Consider the following 20,119-nt stretch of genomic DNA (forward strand, 5'->3'; position numbering starts at 1 on the left):
AAATTGTTAAAGAGCAGTGCAACGCGGCATGAAGCTCACCGTTGCGAGGTGGCGTATAATACGCTTTCCTCCTTCAGAGTCAAGCGCTTATTTTCGCTTTTCTCTGGCGGCGTTCCCGAAGGAAACCTGCTAACCCGGTGGCCTGGAAGCCGTTGTTCCGTGTCAGTGGGAGCGCATTATAGGGAGTTATAGCGAGCCTGCAACCCCTAATTTGCGCTAATTTTACTGACTGACGAAATCCACAGCAAAAGACGATGTTATACCTATTTATCAACAGAGTTATCCACAAAAAGACTTAATTGCCAGTTTCCCTGACCGGATAATCGGCCCTTTCTCCTTATTACCCGATAAAATCAGATGCCAGTCTTTTCCTCATACTTCTACCTACTCTATATAGTAAGAGAGCCTTTCAGGTATCTACACATGTGCTGCGAGCAAACCATAAGTCGACTGCGATACTACCGCTCTGGTTTCACTACGGTATGATGGATGCGAAGACGCCTTTCATCCAATTAACATCGCCTGGTGCAACAGCCGCATGCGTCATATGCGCTTCGTGAACTGCGCATCACTTAGAGTCAATATTCGTAAGAAAAATAGCTTTCTCTCCAGAACCATGAGAGATTAAAGTCTTCCGGGATGGAAATGAATAAATGTTGATATGAGGGAGAATATCATGTTGCCGGGAGGATCATCCGACTTTACTCAAGATATAATAAAGAGAGAAACATCTCAGCAGCCAGAAGTTTCAATTATTATTCCTGTCTACAATCGAGCGGAAGCGATCGCGCGTTGTTTAACTAAGCTAAAGCAATCAGACTACGAAAAATATAATATAGAACTCATCTTAATAGATGATTGCTCAACGGATGAAAGCTACAATGTTCTTCTGCGTTATGTTTGCGACTTTCCCAACATTATCATCCTTAAAAGGAACGTGAATTCAGGGGGCGCCGCCATGCCAAGAAACCATGGTCTGGAAGTCGCAACCGGCAGATGGACATTATTCATCGACTCTGATGATTATATTACCCCTCATACACTTTCAGATGCACTTGGCTTTGCGCAAACCGATACTACCATTGATATGGTATGCATGCCCTATTTCAGAGCGGAGGGTAGCCGGCGTGCTATCAGCTATTCTGCCTTTCATTATGAACAGAGCATAAAGGGTCTGACCTTCATTCAGACAAAGCTTTATCGTTCATTAACCGTATTTGGAAAACTTCTCAAAACAGATTTGATAAAGAAGAATCATATCCGTTTTCCTGAACAGATACATATCAGAGAAGATAATTGGTTCATGATGAAGATGTATTGCGTAGCCCGCAATATCGCCATCCTGGGAAATCGTAAAAAGTATTATTTCATTAATGAAGCTGATGATATTTCTTTAGCCGCTAAGGGTACCAGTCCTAAAGAAGCGGTAATGATATACCTTTCAGCCTACGATTTTGTCATGGCACAACCGCATCTGAACATAGATGAAAAGCATAATATCCTTGCCCTTTATTTAAATCGATACACCAACATGATCAAACGTGGTGTATCTGCTCCACGGCGCTTGTTCATCCAGACAAAAGAAACGCTTCAGGCTTTACCTGGCAACCCCTTATTGTCGCAGGAAGCCAGAAACTTTATTTATGATCTTTTTTTAACGCACGGTGAGATTAATACGATGTCTCTCAACCATTTGATTAGCCAGGCGCGAAGCGAAATCGATCGGCTGAATGTGCCGGCTCACCCAGCCCCCTTCCCGGAGTGTGTACTTTTTCTCAGTGTTTGTAACGGTAAAGAACGCGCCCACACGCTATGTGTACAGGCAGATACATTGGACAAAGCCTGGCTCAAAGGGATTTTGGCATTGCAGGATTGGCAAGATACCCAGGCAACTACACCGATTTGGCTACGGGTGGACATCGTCGATAAGATCGAAACGCTAACCTGGGCAGCCCTGCAGGCGAAACTGAGCAAAACGAAACGCAATTATTTCCGCTTTGGCCTGAGTTTCGATTATCGCTTTCAGCACGCCATGCTGGAACAGGAAATCCTCGCTAACGTTTTGTTGTATCAACAGACGGAGGGGGTTGCGACGCCCAATCCTATCAATCTGGCGAGTTTTTCCCGTAAGAAATTTGGTTATGAGCTGCAATGGCCTGCACATTCTGAGCAACTGCTCTGGCGTTTCACCACGCGTAGCTTGTTTACCGATGGCGAGCAGGCCTATCCCATCGAGCCCCAGGGTAAACGTTCCGGTTATCGAAAACTGCCACATTGGCAGGATGAACTCGATCCGATGATATTTTCTTCTGCTGATTACCTTCAACGTCAGGCGCTTGAGACAGGCCGCTACCAGTACGGATGGCATCCCTGTTTCGATAAACCCATCAAAGGCTACAACACCGTTCGCCATGCAGGATCAACCTACGCGCTGCTCGAAGGATGGGAAGTGACGCGGGATCCAGAACAGTTTCGTACGGTAGAGCGTGCGTTAGCCTATTTGTCTACCGAGTTGATTCAGACCCGAACGCTATCCGATGGAAGTCATGCCGATTTTCTGATCGATGAAGGAAACGAAATCAAACTGGGTGGGAATGCTGTCAGTATTCTCGCTTTTGCTAAATATACTGAGGTCTCAGGAGATAAGCGTTATTTACCGCAAATGCAGCGACTGGCGAACGGCATCAGTTACATGCAAATTGCAGAAACGGGGGGATTTAACCATGTCTATAATGCGCACGATCTCTCCCTTAAGGCCGAACACAGAACTATTTACTATGATGGAGAAGCCACTTTTGCGTTAATGCGTCTATATGGGCTAACCCGTGAGCCTCGCTGGCTGGCCATTGTTGAGCGGGCGATGGATCATTTTATCGCTCAGAAACACTGGCAAGCGCACGATCACTGGATGGGCTACGGCGTCAATGAACTTACCCTTTATCGCCCATTAGCGCGTTACTATAAATTTGGTCTGGATAACGTTCGCGATCATCTTGATTTCGTTATTAACAGGGTGACGACCTATCCAACCCTACTGGAATTGATGATGGCGGCAGAGCGGATGATCGACCGGCTCGCGAACTCAGAGCATAAACAATTACTTGACGGTTTCGACATCGGCAAATTTAAGGTGGCGCTTGAAGCGCGCGCGCGCTACCTGGCAAATGGTTTTTTCTGGCCAGAAATTGCGATGTTTTTCAAAAAACCGGATCGTATAAAAGGCAGCTTTTTCATTCGGCATCATCGAATGCATGTCAGAATTGACGATGTCGGACACTATCTTTCAGGCTACGTTGCGTATCGCAAATATTGGCGCAAAAAGCATGGCCTCAGAGCATAACCTTTTACGGTAAAGCGGAGAAATGAACAGGCCCAAAGCGAATGTAGCGCAATATTCTTTCCGGAAACGGTGGTTATGCTGTGTTCTGGTGCTGTTGCTTGCCATTGCACCAGGACTGCTCGCCGGATGGGATTTCGACACTATCAATGCCCGAACCCAACGTTTGTATGGGCCGACGACACCTGCGACGCAACGTAATATCAATGATTGGGCTCTGCTGGTGAAAAGCGCATCACCGGGTGACGTAAAAGATAAACTGAATCGCGTTAATCATTTTTTTAACAGTCGCATACGCTTTCGCGATGATATTGCTGTCTGGAAGCAACAGGATTACTGGGCCACGCCATTCGAACTCTTGCGCAAAGGAGCAGGAGATTGCGAAGACTACGCGCTGGCCAAATATTTTACACTGCGTGAAATGGGCGTTCCAGCCAGCCAGTTACGAATCACTTATGTTAAAGCCTTGCAGTTAAATCAGGCGCATATGGTTCTGGCCTGGTACGCTACGCCCGATGCCACCCCGCTGATTCTGGATAATCTGAAAACGGCAATTCTTCCGGCAACCCAGCGTAATGACCTTCTCCCGGTCTATTCCTTTAATGGACAGGGATTATGGGTGCCTCAGGCAGGTGGAAACAAACGCGTTGGCGACAGTAAAAAACTTTCTCGTTGGCAGGATCTTCTCACCAAAATGCGTGCAGAAGGATTTGTAATTAATGAATAGGAAGTAGCCATGTCTCTCTATAAACAGCTACTCATTGGTATTTGTCTGTTCACGCTGGTCATCTTTTGCGGCAGCTTTTATGTCACGCTGGAAAGCTCGCGCGAGCAGTATCATAACCAACTGAGTGCCCACGCTCAGGACAGCGCCACTGCGCTGGGGCTTTCGTTGACTGCGAACATAGACGACCCGGTCATGACGGAGTTGATGGTGAACTCAATCTTCGATAGCGGCTACTTTTATCGTATACGGGTTGTGGATATCAAAAGCGGAAAGCCGCTTATCGAAAGAGAAAACATGCCGCAAAACGCCAGTGTCCCTGATTGGTTTGTGCATCTGGTCAGGCTAAATCCAGGGCAAGGAGAGGCTACAGTGATGCGTGGCTGGTCGCAGGTGGCACGAGTGGAAGTCATTAGCCATCCCATGTTCGCCCTGACACGCCTGTGGGATAGCCTCATCGCCAGTTTTATTCTGCTCAGCGTTTGCAGTGTACTGTGCGTACTGGGGGCAATGCTTATGTTGCGCCGCAGTTTGCGTCCACTTAACTATATCGTTGAACAAGCGATGGCAATCAGCCGTCGGGAATTTCTTAACCTTCCAGCCCGCCCCAAAACGCCAGAACTACGCCGCGTGGTGGAAGCAACAAATATGATGGTGAACCAGCTTAAGGCGCTGTTTAGCGAACAGGCGTCGCGAACCGAAAAGCTTCGAGAAGAAGCTTATAATGATAGCCTGACCGGGCTAAATAACCGCCGCGCCTTTGATATTCAGTTGCAATCTCGCCTCAGCGATGACGAGCACGCAGAAGGTCATCTGATTTTATTACGCGTGCAAGATTTGACTGGGCTTAACCAACGTCTTGGTGGCGCCAGGACAGATCAATTATTGCAAGCTATCGCCGATACCCTTCATCAGCTTCAGAAACGTTTCCTTCATGGAGAAGGATTTCTTGCCCGCGTGCGCGGCGGTGAATTTGCTATTATCACGCCCGCTATTTTGCCCCAGGAGATGGAAAACCTGATGGCAACCCTCAACACGCAATTAAAATCACTCTACGAAACGGGCATGAGTGATGTCACGCCTGTCGCGCACTTCTCTCAAGTGGCGTTTACTGTTGGCGATACGCCGCAGGCGGTACTCTTACAGGCGGATCAGGCGTTAGCAATGGCAGAAACGGAAATGCGCTTTTTTGCCAATATTCAGATGTCTGGCAATGTAGAAAACGACGACGATCGCCATCGCTGGCATCACCGTCTGGAACAAGTGCTGCAAAATGACGCGTTTGAGCTTTTCTCCCAACCCGTTTATCAATGCGACAGAAAGAATATTATCCTGCACCAAAAAATACTTGCCCGAATCAAAGCTGAAGATGGCGAGATTATTCCTGCGGGTCGGTTTATGCCATGGATCCATCGCCTTGCATTGAGCCGTCGCATGGATATTGTGATGTTGAAACAGACATTAAAAGCAATGGAGGCAACCACTCAGCCCCTGGCACTCAGCATCAGTGGTGAAAGTGTTGCTGACGAAACCAGTATGAATGCCCTGCTACAACCGCTAAAAAATGCGCGCCACCTTGCGGGCAGGCTGACGCTGGAACTGGATGAAAATGAACTCCCGGATCCTGAGCTGGTGAGCATACTGGTACAAAAACTAAACGTATTGGGTTGCCGCCTGGGCATTCAACACTTCGGTGGCCGCTTCAATCTGATTGGTAACTTGCCACAGTGGGGGCTTGCGTGGATTAAAGTCGACGGCGGTTACATCCGTAATATTGATCATGAAGAAGATAAAAAGCTTTTCATCGAAGCCATCTACTGGGCCACACACCAGATAAATCTGCCACTCATTGCGGAGCGAGTTGAAACGGACGGAGAGCTCGCCGTACTTGAAAACATTGGCCTGTATGGTGCGATGGGTCGTTACTTTAGCGACGCCAGTACCCTTACTCAATAACAATCAGGAGTGTATCTATGCATTTCATCGAACGGGATAGTGACGGAAAAATTTTGCGCGTTGAGTCTTCTCCGTTCCGGGAATCAACGGAGCAATATGAGGAAACCACCGCAGAAATTGCCGAATGGCTTAAAATGAATACGCTTCGTGCAGCCACATTGCAACAACTGCAGCAAAGTGATCTCGACATGGTTCGCGTACTTGAAGACCTGATTGAGGTCCTTATGAGCAAAGGGATAATTAGTATTACTGATTTACCTCCAGCAGCACAAAGTAAGCTCCTTAATCGTGCTCAAGCTCGCCAAAGGCTAAGTGGCCTGGAAGGTTTAATTCAGGATGATGACGAACAGTTAATTTGATAAAGAATTACGTATTATTACGCACTCACTACTCGTTAAATTAGAGCAGTAATAATCTTCTTAGATAAGATTTTTTAACGAGTACATCCAATTAAAACCACATTTAAATCAAAGAACATTTTTTCTATTTATATTACGCTCAACCGATATATGATTACAGGATAATTTGCAAAGCCATATTAAATAGCAAAATCAGTCAGTTATCATTTACCATCAAATATAAATTGTACTGAAACACGGGATAAATCAGTGTGCTATCCGCGGCAAAGACATTAAGTGCGATGGAAGATATTCTTACGAAAAGGGGCAATACATGAGCGAAGTAGCCGGCATAATTAAAGCGATCGTTGGGCAAGCATTTGCTATTTCATCTGATGGAAGCAGACGCTTACTGGTGGAAGGTGACCAAATTATGGCGGGAGAGCAGATAGAAACCAGCGCAACTGGGGCGGTATCAGTCATTCTGCCGAATGGTAAAACGCTCGATCTCGGCCGCGATAGTCACTGGGATAGCAACGGGATGACTTCAGGCGTTCTTCCTGACACAACAACCACAGATATCGCAGCGATTCAGCAGGCTATTGAGGACGGGCAGGATCCAACTCAGCTTCTCGAAGCCACCGCGGCGGGCCCTCAGACAGCCATAGAGCCTGGCTCACCGGGATCTGGCGGAGCCCATACTCATGTTGTTCTCGATTTAACAGGCGAAATCATCGATCCCGGCGCGGGTTATCCTACAGAGGGTTTGGCGTTCCCTGATTCAAATATTGAGGAAGAATTAACGATCCTCGATACGGATTTGGATACAGACACCGATACCGATACCGATACCGATACCGATACTGACACGGATACCGACACAGACACAGATACGGATACGGACACTGATACCGACACGGATACCGATACGGACACTGATACCGATACGGACAGCGATACCGATACGGATACCTATACGGACAGCGATACCGATACGGACACGGATACCGACACGGACACGGATACCGATACCGATACGGATACCGATACGGATACCGATACGGACACTGATACGGATACGGATACGGATACGGATACGGATACGGATACCGACACGGACACTGATACCGATACGGACAGCGATACCGATACGGACAGCGATACTGACACAGACACCGATACGGATACCGACACGGATTCGAACACTGATATGGACACCGATATGGATACCGACACGGACACTGATACCGATACCGATACCGATACCGATACCGATACCGATACTGACACGGATACCGACACGGACACTGATACCGATACCGACACGGATACCGACACGGACACTGATACCGATACCGATACCGATACCGATACGGACACCGATACTGACATGGATACCGACACGAACACCGATACGGATACCGATACCGATACCGATACCGACACGGACACCGATACGGATACTGATACTGATACCGATACTGACACGGATACCGACACGGATACCGATACTGACACGGATACCGACACGGACACCGACACAGACACCGATTCGGATACGGACTCCGACACAGACACCGATATCAATGACAATCACACTCTCAATGTAACGTTCACGGCTACTGAGTCCTCTCACACCACTGAAGTTAATGGTGGCAGTAAGGATCCGAGTGGTAATGGCTTTGATGTGGATGCAAATGGCAACATCGTTGCAGTCGGCGAGAATGTCATCATCTGGGTATCTGCTGGAGATGTCGGGAAGTATGTTTCCAGCGATATCCCCCAGGCAAATATCAAGGTTTACACCCAGGGTAATGTGGATGGGCATGTAGGTAAGACGGATGTGTTTGTTTTACATAGCCAGAGCACCTATACCCAAAGCGATAATACGCAACATGCAATGAATGCAGTCAATGGTAACCGGGAATCCGCTACCAGTACCGCACATGACTACATTTTTGTCGCCGGTTCCGATAACTGGAGTTCATCGTACGGTTCGGCGAACGTTAACCAAAGTATCAACTATTTTGAAAGCATTAACGTTACAGTGGATGGTAAAGGATACAGCGGAAGCAACCGGATCACGGATGTTATATCAGGCAGCAAAGAAGGGCTCGACCCGAACAATCCTGATATGCATAAAACCTGGCAATATGAACTCAACATCGATGCTCATCTGGATGCTAATGAAGGCGATCATATCACTTCAATCACGCTATCCGGCTTACCACCTGATACGACTCTCAATTACGACGGGAAAAACTATCTCGTCAATGATGATGGTGTCATCAGGATTGATGTTGAGGGATCAACCCTGGACGCCAAACTGACACTCTCATTAACAGAGCAGTTGTCAGACATGAGTAATATTAAACTTGATGTCGCGACTAAAGTTGAAGGTGAAGAGCATCACTCTGGTGAAATTGACGCTAACAGTGGGGAGCATACCCTTCCCATTAACGGTAATGAGGGAAGCGAGCTCTCAGATGATCATTCAACGAACACGCTAACCGCGGATGGAGACGCACATGAGCAGCACCATCCCGAGACGCAATCAGAGGAACATGCCAGCGCTCACACGGCAACCTTCTCATCCGAGCATCTGTTTTCTGAGGAAAATACTCACCGGGCTTCAGAAAAAACGGACGAGAATAACGATCGCCAGGATAATAATACCGATGATAATCATGAAGATATGGGGTTACTGATTGATAACGATACGCTTGAGCTTAGCAAGCTGAACGGTAGCGAGCCTATCAACGCTCAGGCTAGCACAGAGCCAGAGGCATCCCTCAACATGCTTCTCGGTGATATCGACAACGCACTCCACCATGCAGAATCGGCCGATGATGATCATGGTTCTGCCTTAACAGGTGGCATGGAGATATTGAATCAAACAACTGGAAGTGAGACGAACCCGATAAATACTGTCAATCTCAGTGACATTGTGCATGATGATGAACACAACGATCTGAGCTCTTTAATTAAAACCGATAATCAGGCAACGCCCCACTCCCAACCTGACGACGTGCAACATGTTCCGGCGGAGAGCGGAGGACAAACCGATGTCTGGACGAGTAATGAGGCTGAACAGCTCGGCCACCTTATTGCTCAACCCGATCAAGATTCATAATGAAAGGGTCGGTATTATTGATGCTATCGATAATACCGACCTTTAGCACTCTATTAATCTTTAAACATCATTAAAACGTTCCTAAATGCGTTAAGCATCATTTAATATTAATGAATGATAAAACCAGGAAAAATGCATTAACTATACGAAATATTATTTTTAGTACGATACCTTGCACACATAAGATTCACTTTATAATTATATTCAAACAATAATCTTCATCAATGAAACACACCTTACGAGCATAGCCAAAAGATAAAAAATCTTATTTTTTCATTGAGATACAGAGAAACAACCAACAGACAACTTTTCATTGAAATTTCATTTCAGATTACTACAATCAAACAACATAAGTTTGCGAAACAACAGTGCGCTGACAGGAAATCTCTTTACAGAAATTTCTTAAGAAAACGACATTAAAATCAAAGAAACGACATTTTCTGCGTATTATTTTATTACTACAAACCGGGTTCAATTAATCCATCGTCTTACTTGACGTACTCTAACGAGTAGCTCAAAGAAATTTATATGAGATGATAAGCATCGAAACAAGACAAACAGCGATAAAAATCATGGAGATATTTTAATTTAAAAACACACCGCCATGAACAAATGGAAACGTTCACGTAAGATTAAGAGGAATGTATTATGAGCGATGTAGTTGGAATAATAAAAGCGTTAGTCGGGCAAGCCTTCGCTATTTCCCCTGATGGAAGCAAGCGTTTATTGGTGGAGGGCGATAAAATCCTGTCTGGTGAGCAAATTGAAACCAGCACTACCGGGGCAGTTTCAATAACTCTACCGAATGGAAAAACGCTCGATCTGGGCAGAGATAGCCATTGGAATACCGCAAACGCCACCCCTTTCATTCCTGCAGAAGATACGACAAGTGACATTGCTGCAATCCAACAGGCAATTGCCGATGGCATGGATCCAACACAAACTCTTGAAGCAACCGCGGCAGGGCCACAGGCCGTTGCTGAGAGCGGAACGCCGGGTGCTGGAGGCGCACATACGCATGTCGTTCTTGATCTTACTGGAGAAATACTCGATCCCACTGCGGGATACCCTACGGATGGGTTGAACTTTCCTGATACTGAAATTGAAGAAGAACTGACTATTCTCGATACGGACACCGATACAGACACGGACACCGATACCGATACGGACACCGATACGGATACCGACACCGATACGGATACCGACACCGATACGGACACAGACACCGATACGGATACTGACACCGATACCGACACGGACACTGATACGGACACCGACACCGATACCGACACCGATACCGATACCGATACCGATACCGACACCGATACGGACACTGACACCGATACGGACACCGATACCGACACGGACACAGACACCGATACGGACACTGACACCGATACGGATACCGACACCGATACGGACACTGACACCGATACCGACACCGATACCGACACCGATACGGACACCGATACCGATACGGACACCGATACGGACACCGATACCGATACGGACACCGATACCGATACGGATACCGACACCGATACGGACACTGACACCGATACAGACACGGACACCGATACGGACACCGATACCGACACCGATACGGATACCGACACCGACACCGATACGGATACCGACACCGATACGGACACTGACACTGACACTGACACCGATACGGACACTGACACCGATACGGACACTGACACCGATACGGACACTGACACCGATACGGACACTGACACCGATACGGACACTGACACCGATACAGACACGGACACCGATACAGACACGGACACCGATACGGATACCGACACCGATACCGATACGGACACTGACACCGATACGGACACCGATACGGACACCGATACCGACACGGACACAGACACCGATACGGACACTGACACCGATACGGATACGGATACGGATACCGATACGGACACCGATACCGACACCGATACGGACACCGATACCGATACGGACACCGATACCGATACGGATACCGACACCGATACGGACACTGACACCGATACAGACACTGACACCGATACAGACACGGACACCGATACGGACACTGACACCGATACCGACACGGACACCGATACCGACACGGACACAGACACCGATACGGACACTGACACCGATACAGACACGGACACCGATACGGACACGGACACGGACACCGATACGGACACCGATACAGATACCGATACGGACACGGACACCGATACGGACACGGACACCGATACGGACACCGATACAGATACCGACACCGATACAGACACGGACACGGACACGGACACCGATACAGATACCGATACGGACACTGACACCGATACAGACACGGACACCGATACGGACACGGACACCGATACGGACACCGATACAGATACCGATACGGACACGGACACCGATACGGACACCGATACAGATACCGACACCGATACAGACACGGACACGGACACGGACACGGACACGGACACCGATACAGATACCGATACGGACACTGACACCGATACAGACACGGACACCGATACGGATACCGACACTGATACGGATACCGACACCGATACGGACACTGACACCGATACGGACACCGACACCGACTACCGCTTAACCGTAAACGTCACGCCAGGCGCACCGCAGGAAAATCCAGGCGAACCTTCGGATGACAAGTTTCTTGAAGTGAATGGCGGCAGCAAAGATCCCAGCGGACTCGGGTTCGATGTGGTTGATGGGAAAATAGTCGCTATTGGCGATAACGTACGCGTCTGGATCTCACCAGGGGATACACCGCCCACCTGTAGCGATCCGAATAACCAAATTGTCTATTACGACAAGAGCAATGCCAGTTCGGACAAAGCAGGCGAAAACTACAGTGACATCTTTGTTCTGGACGTTAACAACAACAGTGATGTCTCGAAGGTTCAGGGTAATAAAATTACCAGTGGGGAGGGTTACAAGGACTACATCTTCCTGGTGGGTGCCGGAGAAGATTATAGGGTAGAAGCCAGCGACCCCAACAATGGTCACCTGAACGAACTCACCGCGATTGCCGTCTATGGGAAAGAGAGCGGGAATATGATCCTGGGCAGTCCTGCGTCCAACCATATTGAAGGCATCATCTATGGCGACGGTCTTTCCCCATATCCTGGCGACACCGAAGCGACCTGGACGCTGAAATTTACGCTGGATATTCAGCTTGATAGCCCTGATGACGCAGAATCGCTAACGCAGGTTACCCTTGAGGGCCTTCCTGAAGGGGCAACATTTACCAATGGCGATCCTTCCGGTTCTGTAACCGTCACCTATGAAAATGGCGTTTATACCCTCACCTTCCCTGACGGCACTTCGGGCTATAAAGGCACGATGACCGTAACGGTGCCGGATGGCCAGCAAGATCTGGGTGATATCACCATGAATGTGGAAACCACTATTGATGGCGATCATCAAAGCGAATTTATCTTTGATGGTGACGAAGGCATGGCTTACGACAGCGAAGCAGAGGGCATCGACATGCACTCTGCCGACATGCCTGTTTCATCAACCGATGAAAGCGACGTGTCAACGCAGTCATCCTCCCATGACGAAAGTACTGAGAATACCGATCCAAGTTTGCAGGCAAATGCTGAAGACGATCCGCAGGAAGTCAATGAAGATAACTTACTCATTGATACATCGCAGCTTAGCCTCGACTCAGTCTTGTATGATACCGCGCAGCTCACACCAGACAGCGAAACATATTCGCTGCAGACGCTTCTGGGAGACCAAAGCGAAACGGGGATGGGAAAAACCACAATGGATACTGACCCCGCCGCGACACAACCGCTGGAAACTGAGCAGGGAGTGTTGAGCCAGGAGGAACCTTTAAACTTCAGCGACCTGCTTCACAATGAAGGAAATCAAAACCTTAGCGATCTTATTCAAACGGCAGAAGAACTCGCTCGGGTCGATAGCCAGCAGGTACAGCATGTACCAGCCGAAGGTGGTGATGCTGAGAACAGCGATGTCTGGGCTGTCTCTGACGAATCACAGGTCGATCACTTAATTGCGAAGCCAGAATCGGAGTCCTGACAGGTGAGATAAATGCGCACCCTGCAAGGGTGCGCATTGCATCGCTCTGCGCTCTTCGAGCGGAAAAGTCGAATATTTTTAATTACATAGCTTCTGAACGCATTACATTTGTCTCACGACATTACCTCTGGTGGGCCAACTCACCAGCAAGGGAACAGAACATAATGAAAGGACATCATCATGCATAAATCGATTCGCGTATTAACCACTCTTTCTCTACCACTGCTTTTCGCGCAAAACGTTAGCGCAGCGACGCTTGAACAGGCGGTGAAAGACAGTTTACTGTGGCATCCGCAGGTCAGTGCTTCAGTCAACAGTCGTTATTCCGCGGATCAAGATTTACGCGCAGCGAAAGGGGGATATCTGCCCACCCTTGACCTCACCGCAGGAACAGGATGGGAACAAACAGATAACGCCACTACGCGCGCAGCAAACGATCATCGCCGCGATCTACACCGGAGTGAATCCAGCATAAATCTGAGCCAGAATCTCTTTAATGGGTTTGCCACCACCAGCGAAGTTGCCAGGCAACAGGCAACCGTAAATTCCCGGGCGCACGCGGTGATGAACACCAGCGAGGTGACTGCCCTAAACGCTATCCAGACATATCTGGATGTATTAATGCGACAAAAGATGGTGCAACTGGCCGAAGAAAATCTTAAAAATCATGAACGTGTTTTTGACCAGATTCGCCTTCGTACTGAACAAGGCGTGGGCCGAACGGCAGACTTCGAGCAGGCCCAGGCTCGTCTCGCTCAAGCACAGAATAATTTGCTCACTGAACAGACTAACCTGCAGGATGCGCAAGCCAATTACTATAGCGTTGTGGGCAAAGAGGCAACGGATCTGTCACTCCCGGTTATGACTCAGATCCCCGCCTCACAGGTCGAAGCGCGTAAACTGATGCTCGAGAACAGCCCCCTTCTGAAGCAGGCTGATTCCGATGTTGAAGCCACTCGCCAACAGTATGAAGCGGCGAAATCCCGCTTCTATCCCAGTGTGGACGTTGATGTTGGCCGTCGTATGGATAATAACGTCGACGGTACGCGCGGCCACGATCAGGAATGGCAGGCGATGGTCAGGATGCGTTATAACTTATTCAATGGCGGCAGCGACAAGGCACAACTCTCTTCCTACGCTTACAAAATGCAGGAAGCCCAGGATGTCAAACGCAACGCGCTTCGTCAGTTAGATGAGGAGTTACGCCTCTCATGGAACGCATGGGAAAATGCGAAGAAACAGGTACCTATCGCAAAAGATTACGCTGAACGCAGCGCCATCGTACGCACAGCCTACCAGGAACAGTTTAGTATTGGCGAACGCAGCCTGCTGGATATGCTGGACAGTGAAAACGAAGTTTTCACAGCTCAGCGCCGCTACGTCGAAATGCAATTCGTTGAGATGTTCACAACGTACCGTATCAACGCACGAATTGGCGATCTGCTGAAACAGCTCAAGATTCAGGCCCCTTCTGCGGCCCAGCCAGAAGAAGAGCAGCAAACGGCTCATGTCAATCTGCCTGAACTGAAATAAGTGATATTAGGCTCACGGGCTAATTCATCTGTTCCAGATGGACTGGCCCCTATTTTCTTTGCGCCTTAGCGAATTTTCGCTGGAATTTGAGGGTCTGAATATGGCCGCATCTCCTGATTCATTTGATCCTGTGATCACCACTGCTGAGGATTCTCTCAGAGACGACCCGCGTCAAAGTCATGACGATCCTTTGCTCGATTCGCTGATGATCGTTTGTAAACTGCACAACATCATTACCAGCCGTAACGTCTTAACGGCGGGCCTTCCCTTGCAGGCAAACTTACTCACGCAAAGTGTTTTTCCGCGTGCTGCACAACGCGCAGGGCTGAAAGCCCGTGTACTGCATCGCCCGCTGGATAAGATCTCGGCCATGTCTCTCCCCGCCATACTGCTGCTGAAAAATGAGCAGGCGGCAGTCTTGATTGGCTGGGATGAACAACATCGGGCCCGGCTGCTTCCGACGGAAACGGAAGGCGGTGAAGTGGTGCTCGACATGGAAAAACTGGCTGAAACCTACAGTGGGAAAGTGATTTTTCTTCAGCCGGAACATGAGTTTAACAGCCAGCCAACAGCGGATATCCCGAAAACCAAAGACTGGTTTAAAGACACGCTAAAACTGTCGAAATTCCTCTACCTTGATTCCATCGTCGCCAGTTTTATCATCAATATCATCGCGATTGCGACCCCGCTCTTTGTGATGAACGTCTACGATCGTGTCGTCCCAAATCAGGCGACGGCCACGCTTTGGGTACTGGCCATTGGCATCTCCATCGCGTTTATTTTTGATCTGATTCTCAAGATATTGCGGGGAATCTGCCTCGATCTGGCGGGTAAGAAGACCGATCTGATTGTTTCCGCAGCGCTCTTTGAGCGTTTGTTGGGGATGAAAATGAAGCAACGCCCGGCAAGAGTGGGGGGATTTACGCAGAACTTTCAGGAATATCAATCCGTGAGGGATTTCCTGTCTTCGTTAACGCTTACCGCTCTCATTGACCTGCCTTTTACCTTACTGATATTGCTGGTCATCGCGATTATCGGCGGCCCGCTGGCCGTCGTTCCTCTTCTTTGTTACCCCATCGCATTACTGGTTAACTGGATGATTCAGAAGCCCTTGTTGGCTGAGGTACATAAAACTTATCGCCTCTCAACCGAACGGCAAGCCATGCTGGTTGAAACCGTCACCGGGCTCGATGCAATCAAAGTCAACAATGCCCAAGGCGAACGCCAGTACCAGTGGGAACAAATCATCAGCCAGCTCAGTAAGCTGGAGCTTCGCGTAAAATCGCTGTCCTATATAGCGGTCAATTTCACCACCTGGATCCAGCAGTTTGGAGGCGTCGTCCTGATTGTGGCCGGCGTATATAGCATCATTGCTGGCAACCTGAGTATGGGGGGCTTAATCGCCTGTTACCTGTTAAATCGCCGGGCAATGATGCCTATCGGCCAGCTTTGTGGCTTGATCACCCGCTATCAACGCGCCCGGATGACCAAAGCCACCATCGATCGAATGATGGATCTGGAACAAGAAGTTGAAAGTGATGAAGTACCGTTGAAGCGCGAAACGCTCTCTGGCGCGATAGAATTTCGTGATGTGGTTTTCCGTTATCCGCAAAACCAATATGTTTCGCTAAATGGCATCTCGCTACAAATTACGCCCGGGGAAAAAGTGGGGATTATCGGGCGTAGCGGTTCAGGTAAAAGCTCGCTGGCCAAACTATTGGTTGGTTTTTATCAGCCTGAAGGTGGGACAATCCTTATTGATGGTATTGATTCACGCCAGCTCGACATTAACGATGTTCGCCACAATATTGGTTATGCGCCGCAGGATATTCACCTGTTCAGCGGCACGCTGCGTGATAACCTGCTAAGTGGCGCGGGATATGTTGATGAAGAGACGATGCTTCGTGCTGCCACTCTGGCTGGCGTGCATGAGTTTGCTCGTCGCCACCCCTCTGGCTACAACATGCAGGTGGGCGAACGAGGAATGAATTTATCTGGCGGGCAACGCCAGGCCGTCGCACTTGCCCGGGCCTTACTGCTTGACCCGCCCATCCTGTTAATGGATGAACCCACCAGCTCAATGGACAACACCAGCGAAGATCTGATCAAAAAAGCGCTTTCGCCCATCGTCAGCAACAAAACGTTGCTGCTGGTTACTCACCGGGCATCGCTTCTGTCGCTGGTAGATCGTTTGATTATTCTCGATAACGGCAAAATCATTGCCGACGGCCCTAAAGAAAGCGTCATGAATGCACTAAGGAAGGGGCAAATCCATGCAAACCGCTAACCTCTTGAAGAGTCTCACAAAATGGCTTTTTGGCGATAAAAGTGCAAGCACACTCACTGCAAATGAAGTCAATAAAGCGCTGCTCGATGACTCCCCGCGCGTGGTGCGCATCACCCTGTGGGCGATTCTGGCATTCTTTGCGGTCATGCTGACCTGGGCTGCGCTGGCCGATATCGATGAAGTCACGCGTGGCGATGGCCGCGCCATTCCGTCTTCACGTCTGCAAAAAGTGCAGAACCTGGAAGGCGGTATTGTCTCGGAAGTGTTTGTGCATGAAGGCGAAATCGTGAAGGCAGGCGCACCACTGCTACGGCTGGACGATACGCGTTTTCGCTCAAACGCCGGGGAGTCTGAAGCTGACCGTCTGGCGCTGGAAGCGCGCATTCAGCGTCTTACCGCACAACTTGCCGATAAAGAAACGCTGGAACTGTCGCCGGAAATCACACAGAAATCGCCGGATATCGCCAATGGTGAAATGCAACTTTTCACCAGCGTCAGACAGCGGATCCAGAGCGAAATTAGCGGGCTGAATGAACAACTGGTGCAGAAGAAACAGGAACTGCTGGACTATCAGGCGAAAGCCAGCCAGACCCGCCGTAGCCTTGGCCTGCTGCAACAGGAAATCAGTATGTCGGAGCCGCTGGTTGCCAGAGGGGCGATTTCGAAGGTGGAAATCCTGCGCCTGCGACGCTCGGAAGTCGATACGCGCGGCCAACTGGAATCACTCACCCTGGCTATCCCTCGCGCGGAAGCCGCCATTAAGGAAATCGAAAACAAGATTGGCGAAACGCGCGATCGTTATCGCAGCGAAGCGCTCTCCCAGCTTAACGAAGCGCGCACCGATCTCAGCAAAACGCAGGCTTCCGGTAAGGCGATTGAAGACAGGGTTAACCGTACGCTGGTGACCTCACCCGTTCGCGGTGTCGTGCAGCAGTTGATGGTCAACACCATCGGCGGGGTTATCCAGCCGGGTAGCGACCTGGTGGAAATCGTCCCGCTGGACGACACCCTGCTGATTGAAACTAAAATTCGCCCACAAGATATTGCGTTCCTGCACCCCGGCCAGGAAGCGATGGTGAAATTCACCGCCTATGACTACACCATCTATGGCGGCCTGAAAGCCACGCTTGAACAGATAAGCCCGGATACGGTGACCGATAAAGACGGGAAAAGCTTTTACATCGTGCGCCTGCGCACCGAGAAGAATCACCTCGGTAGCGATGAAAAACCACTGGTAATCATCCCCGGAATGGTCGCCTCGGTGGACATCATAACGGGCCGAAAAACCATTCTGGCTTACCTGTTAAAACCGATTCTGCGTGCCCGGGCGGAAGCCTTCCGCGAGCGGTAATCGTGTAAACCGTAATGCCGGATGCGGCGTACTGCCTCATCCGGCCTACGTGATCTTGTCGGCCTGACAAGCGCAGCGCCATCAGGCGCAATTCAGCAAAATTGCCCACCTAAATCCTTCTCATACAGCCGATAACGTTTATAAGGCGCAGCACCAATTTTCTCAAGGATCGTCCGCATTCCCGTATTGCTTTCCAGAATCCAGGACATCTCCAGCGCGTCGATGCGCCGCTTCGCAAACGGCTCGCGCAGCGCTTCAATCAACAACAGCGCAATCACCGGGCCAATCCTGCTAAACTGATGCTCTTTGCAAATGCCCATCAGCGGCACGCGCGCCGTGCGTACACCGCTCACTTTTAAGCGCCACAGCAGCTTCGCCCAACCGAACGGCAACAAACTACCGTTTAAATCGGCAATCGCTTCATTAATATTGGGCATGCCCACGATAAAGCCGCAGGGCGTCGACTCAATCTCCGCAATGTAGATCATGTCATCAGGCACCAGAAACTTCAGTTGATCGCCCATCGTGGCGAATTCACGCTCGGTGAAGGGGACAAACCCCCAGTTATGTTGCCAGCCGGAGTTAAATACCTCGCGCAATATTTGCATCTCTTCGGCGAAGCGTTTGCGATTAATGCGGCGAATCGTCACCTTTTTGCGTACCTGATCCATCAGACGCGTAAGCGAGGGCGAAAACATTAAATCAGTACGTTTCATCCAATAGGCCAATAAATCAATGCCTTTGGTATATCCCTGTTGCTCTACACGCGAGCCATACCAGGGTTTACCGTGCGGCATCATCACCGAAGGCGGCGTATCAAATCCGTCAATCAGTAAGCCGCTCTCCTGATTGATGTTCAGGCTAAAAGGGCCGGTAATTTTTCGCGCCCCTTCCGCGCGTAACCATGCCTCCGCGGCCAAAAATAACGCTCTGAAAACGTCCGCATCATCAATTGCATCAATCATCCCGATATGTCCGCTGTCATCGCCGTAGCGCTCGCGGTGCAGCGTGTCGATTTGCGCGGTGATTCGCCCCACCAGCGTGCCATTTTTTCGTGCAACCCACGCCTGCCAGCGGATATGCTCCGTGCCCGGGTTCTTCTCAGAAAGGTGCTCTTTACGTTCAATCATCAGAGGCGGAATCCAGGCGGGATCGTCGCCATAAAGTGAAGATGGAAAAGAGATAAAATCCTGGCGTTCGCGCTTACTCACCACTTTTTCAACGCTAATCATAAACAACCTGCATTATATATTTAAAAAAATAACAGCAATGAATAATTTAAAAAGAGCATCTCAGGTTACTAAACAACCCGTATTTTAGATTTACAATAAATGCCAACAAAATCGCTTATCAATTGATAAAAATAATAAATAAACGCAACAAACCCTA

Annotated in this window: 10 protein-coding genes; 9 read left to right on the forward strand and 1 reads right to left on the reverse strand. The window is 49.2% G+C overall.

All coding sequences use genetic code 11. The features are described 5' to 3' along the window. The first annotated feature begins 676 nt into the window (after positions 1-676). The 9 genes from DBY68_RS22170 (at position 677) to DBY68_RS22210 (ending at position 18,730) form a co-directional block, all read left to right on the forward strand. On the forward strand, positions 677-3,340 hold the full coding sequence (locus DBY68_RS22170) for a glycosyltransferase family 2 protein (protein ID WP_158529137.1): 2,664 nt from the start codon (positions 677-679) through the stop codon (positions 3,338-3,340). Between the two features lie 22 nt (positions 3,341-3,362). Then, a complete protein-coding gene (lapG, locus tag DBY68_RS22175) occupies positions 3,363-4,064 on the forward strand; it encodes a cysteine protease LapG (RefSeq protein WP_108476092.1) in 702 nt (233 codons plus the stop codon). Between the two features lie 9 nt (positions 4,065-4,073). Continuing rightward, a complete protein-coding gene (gene lapD, locus DBY68_RS22180) occupies positions 4,074-6,017 on the forward strand; it encodes a cyclic di-GMP receptor LapD (protein ID WP_108476091.1) in 1,944 nt (647 codons plus the stop codon). Between the two features lie 17 nt (positions 6,018-6,034). Further along, a complete protein-coding gene (locus DBY68_RS22185; protein ID WP_108476090.1) occupies positions 6,035-6,376 on the forward strand; it encodes a tryptophan synthase subunit beta in 342 nt (113 codons plus the stop codon). 799 nt (positions 6,377-7,175) lie between these two features. Continuing rightward, positions 7,176-9,488 (forward strand): hypothetical protein, encoded by a 2,313-nt coding sequence (locus DBY68_RS22870; protein ID WP_233503920.1) that lies wholly within the window; start codon positions 7,176-7,178, stop codon positions 9,486-9,488. 648 nt (positions 9,489-10,136) lie between these two features. Further along, on the forward strand, positions 10,137-13,559 hold the full coding sequence (locus tag DBY68_RS23030; RefSeq protein WP_199538685.1) for a retention module-containing protein: 3,423 nt from the start codon (positions 10,137-10,139) through the stop codon (positions 13,557-13,559). A 180-nt stretch (positions 13,560-13,739) separates the two neighbouring features. Beyond that, on the forward strand, positions 13,740-15,092 hold the full coding sequence (locus DBY68_RS22200; protein WP_108476089.1) for a TolC family outer membrane protein: 1,353 nt from the start codon (positions 13,740-13,742) through the stop codon (positions 15,090-15,092). Between the two features lie 100 nt (positions 15,093-15,192). Then, complete coding sequence (locus DBY68_RS22205; RefSeq protein ID WP_108476096.1) at positions 15,193-17,379, forward strand: type I secretion system permease/ATPase; 2,187 nt, start codon at positions 15,193-15,195, stop codon at positions 17,377-17,379. Next, a complete protein-coding gene (locus tag DBY68_RS22210) occupies positions 17,366-18,730 on the forward strand; it encodes an HlyD family type I secretion periplasmic adaptor subunit (RefSeq protein ID WP_108476088.1) in 1,365 nt (454 codons plus the stop codon). The genes DBY68_RS22205 and DBY68_RS22210 overlap by 14 nt, the downstream gene beginning before the upstream one ends. A gap of 92 nt (positions 18,731-18,822) precedes the next feature. On the opposite strand, the gene DBY68_RS22215 is transcribed toward DBY68_RS22210, so the two are convergent. Beyond that, on the reverse strand, positions 18,823-19,962 hold the full coding sequence (locus tag DBY68_RS22215) for an N-acetyltransferase (protein ID WP_108476087.1): 1,140 nt from the start codon (positions 19,960-19,962) through the stop codon (positions 18,823-18,825). Positions 19,963-20,119: the final 157 nt, after the last annotated feature.

The sequence above is a fragment of the Pseudocitrobacter sp. RIT415 genome (genome assembly GCF_003057695.2).
GTDB classification, from domain to species: Bacteria; Pseudomonadota; Gammaproteobacteria; order Enterobacterales; family Enterobacteriaceae; genus Pseudocitrobacter; species Pseudocitrobacter faecalis.

Bases quoted from the DNA above. Each gene is read 5' to 3' on its own strand.
- DBY68_RS22170 (WP_158529137.1), top strand. From the start codon at position 677: ATGTTGCCGGGAGGATCATCCGACTTTACTCAAGATATAATAAAGAGA.
- lapG (WP_108476092.1), top strand. From the start codon at position 3,363: ATGAACAGGCCCAAAGCGAATGTAGCGCAATATTCTTTCCGGAAACGG.
- lapD (WP_108476091.1), top strand. From the start codon at position 4,074: ATGTCTCTCTATAAACAGCTACTCATTGGTATTTGTCTGTTCACGCTG.
- DBY68_RS22185 (WP_108476090.1), top strand. From the start codon at position 6,035: ATGCATTTCATCGAACGGGATAGTGACGGAAAAATTTTGCGCGTTGAG.
- DBY68_RS23030 (WP_199538685.1), top strand. From the start codon at position 10,137: ATGAGCGATGTAGTTGGAATAATAAAAGCGTTAGTCGGGCAAGCCTTC.
- DBY68_RS22200 (WP_108476089.1), top strand. From the start codon at position 13,740: ATGCATAAATCGATTCGCGTATTAACCACTCTTTCTCTACCACTGCTT.
- DBY68_RS22205 (WP_108476096.1), top strand. From the start codon at position 15,193: ATGGCCGCATCTCCTGATTCATTTGATCCTGTGATCACCACTGCTGAG.
- DBY68_RS22210 (WP_108476088.1), top strand. From the start codon at position 17,366: ATGCAAACCGCTAACCTCTTGAAGAGTCTCACAAAATGGCTTTTTGGC.
- DBY68_RS22215 (WP_108476087.1), bottom strand. From the start codon at position 19,962: ATGATTAGCGTTGAAAAAGTGGTGAGTAAGCGCGAACGCCAGGATTTT.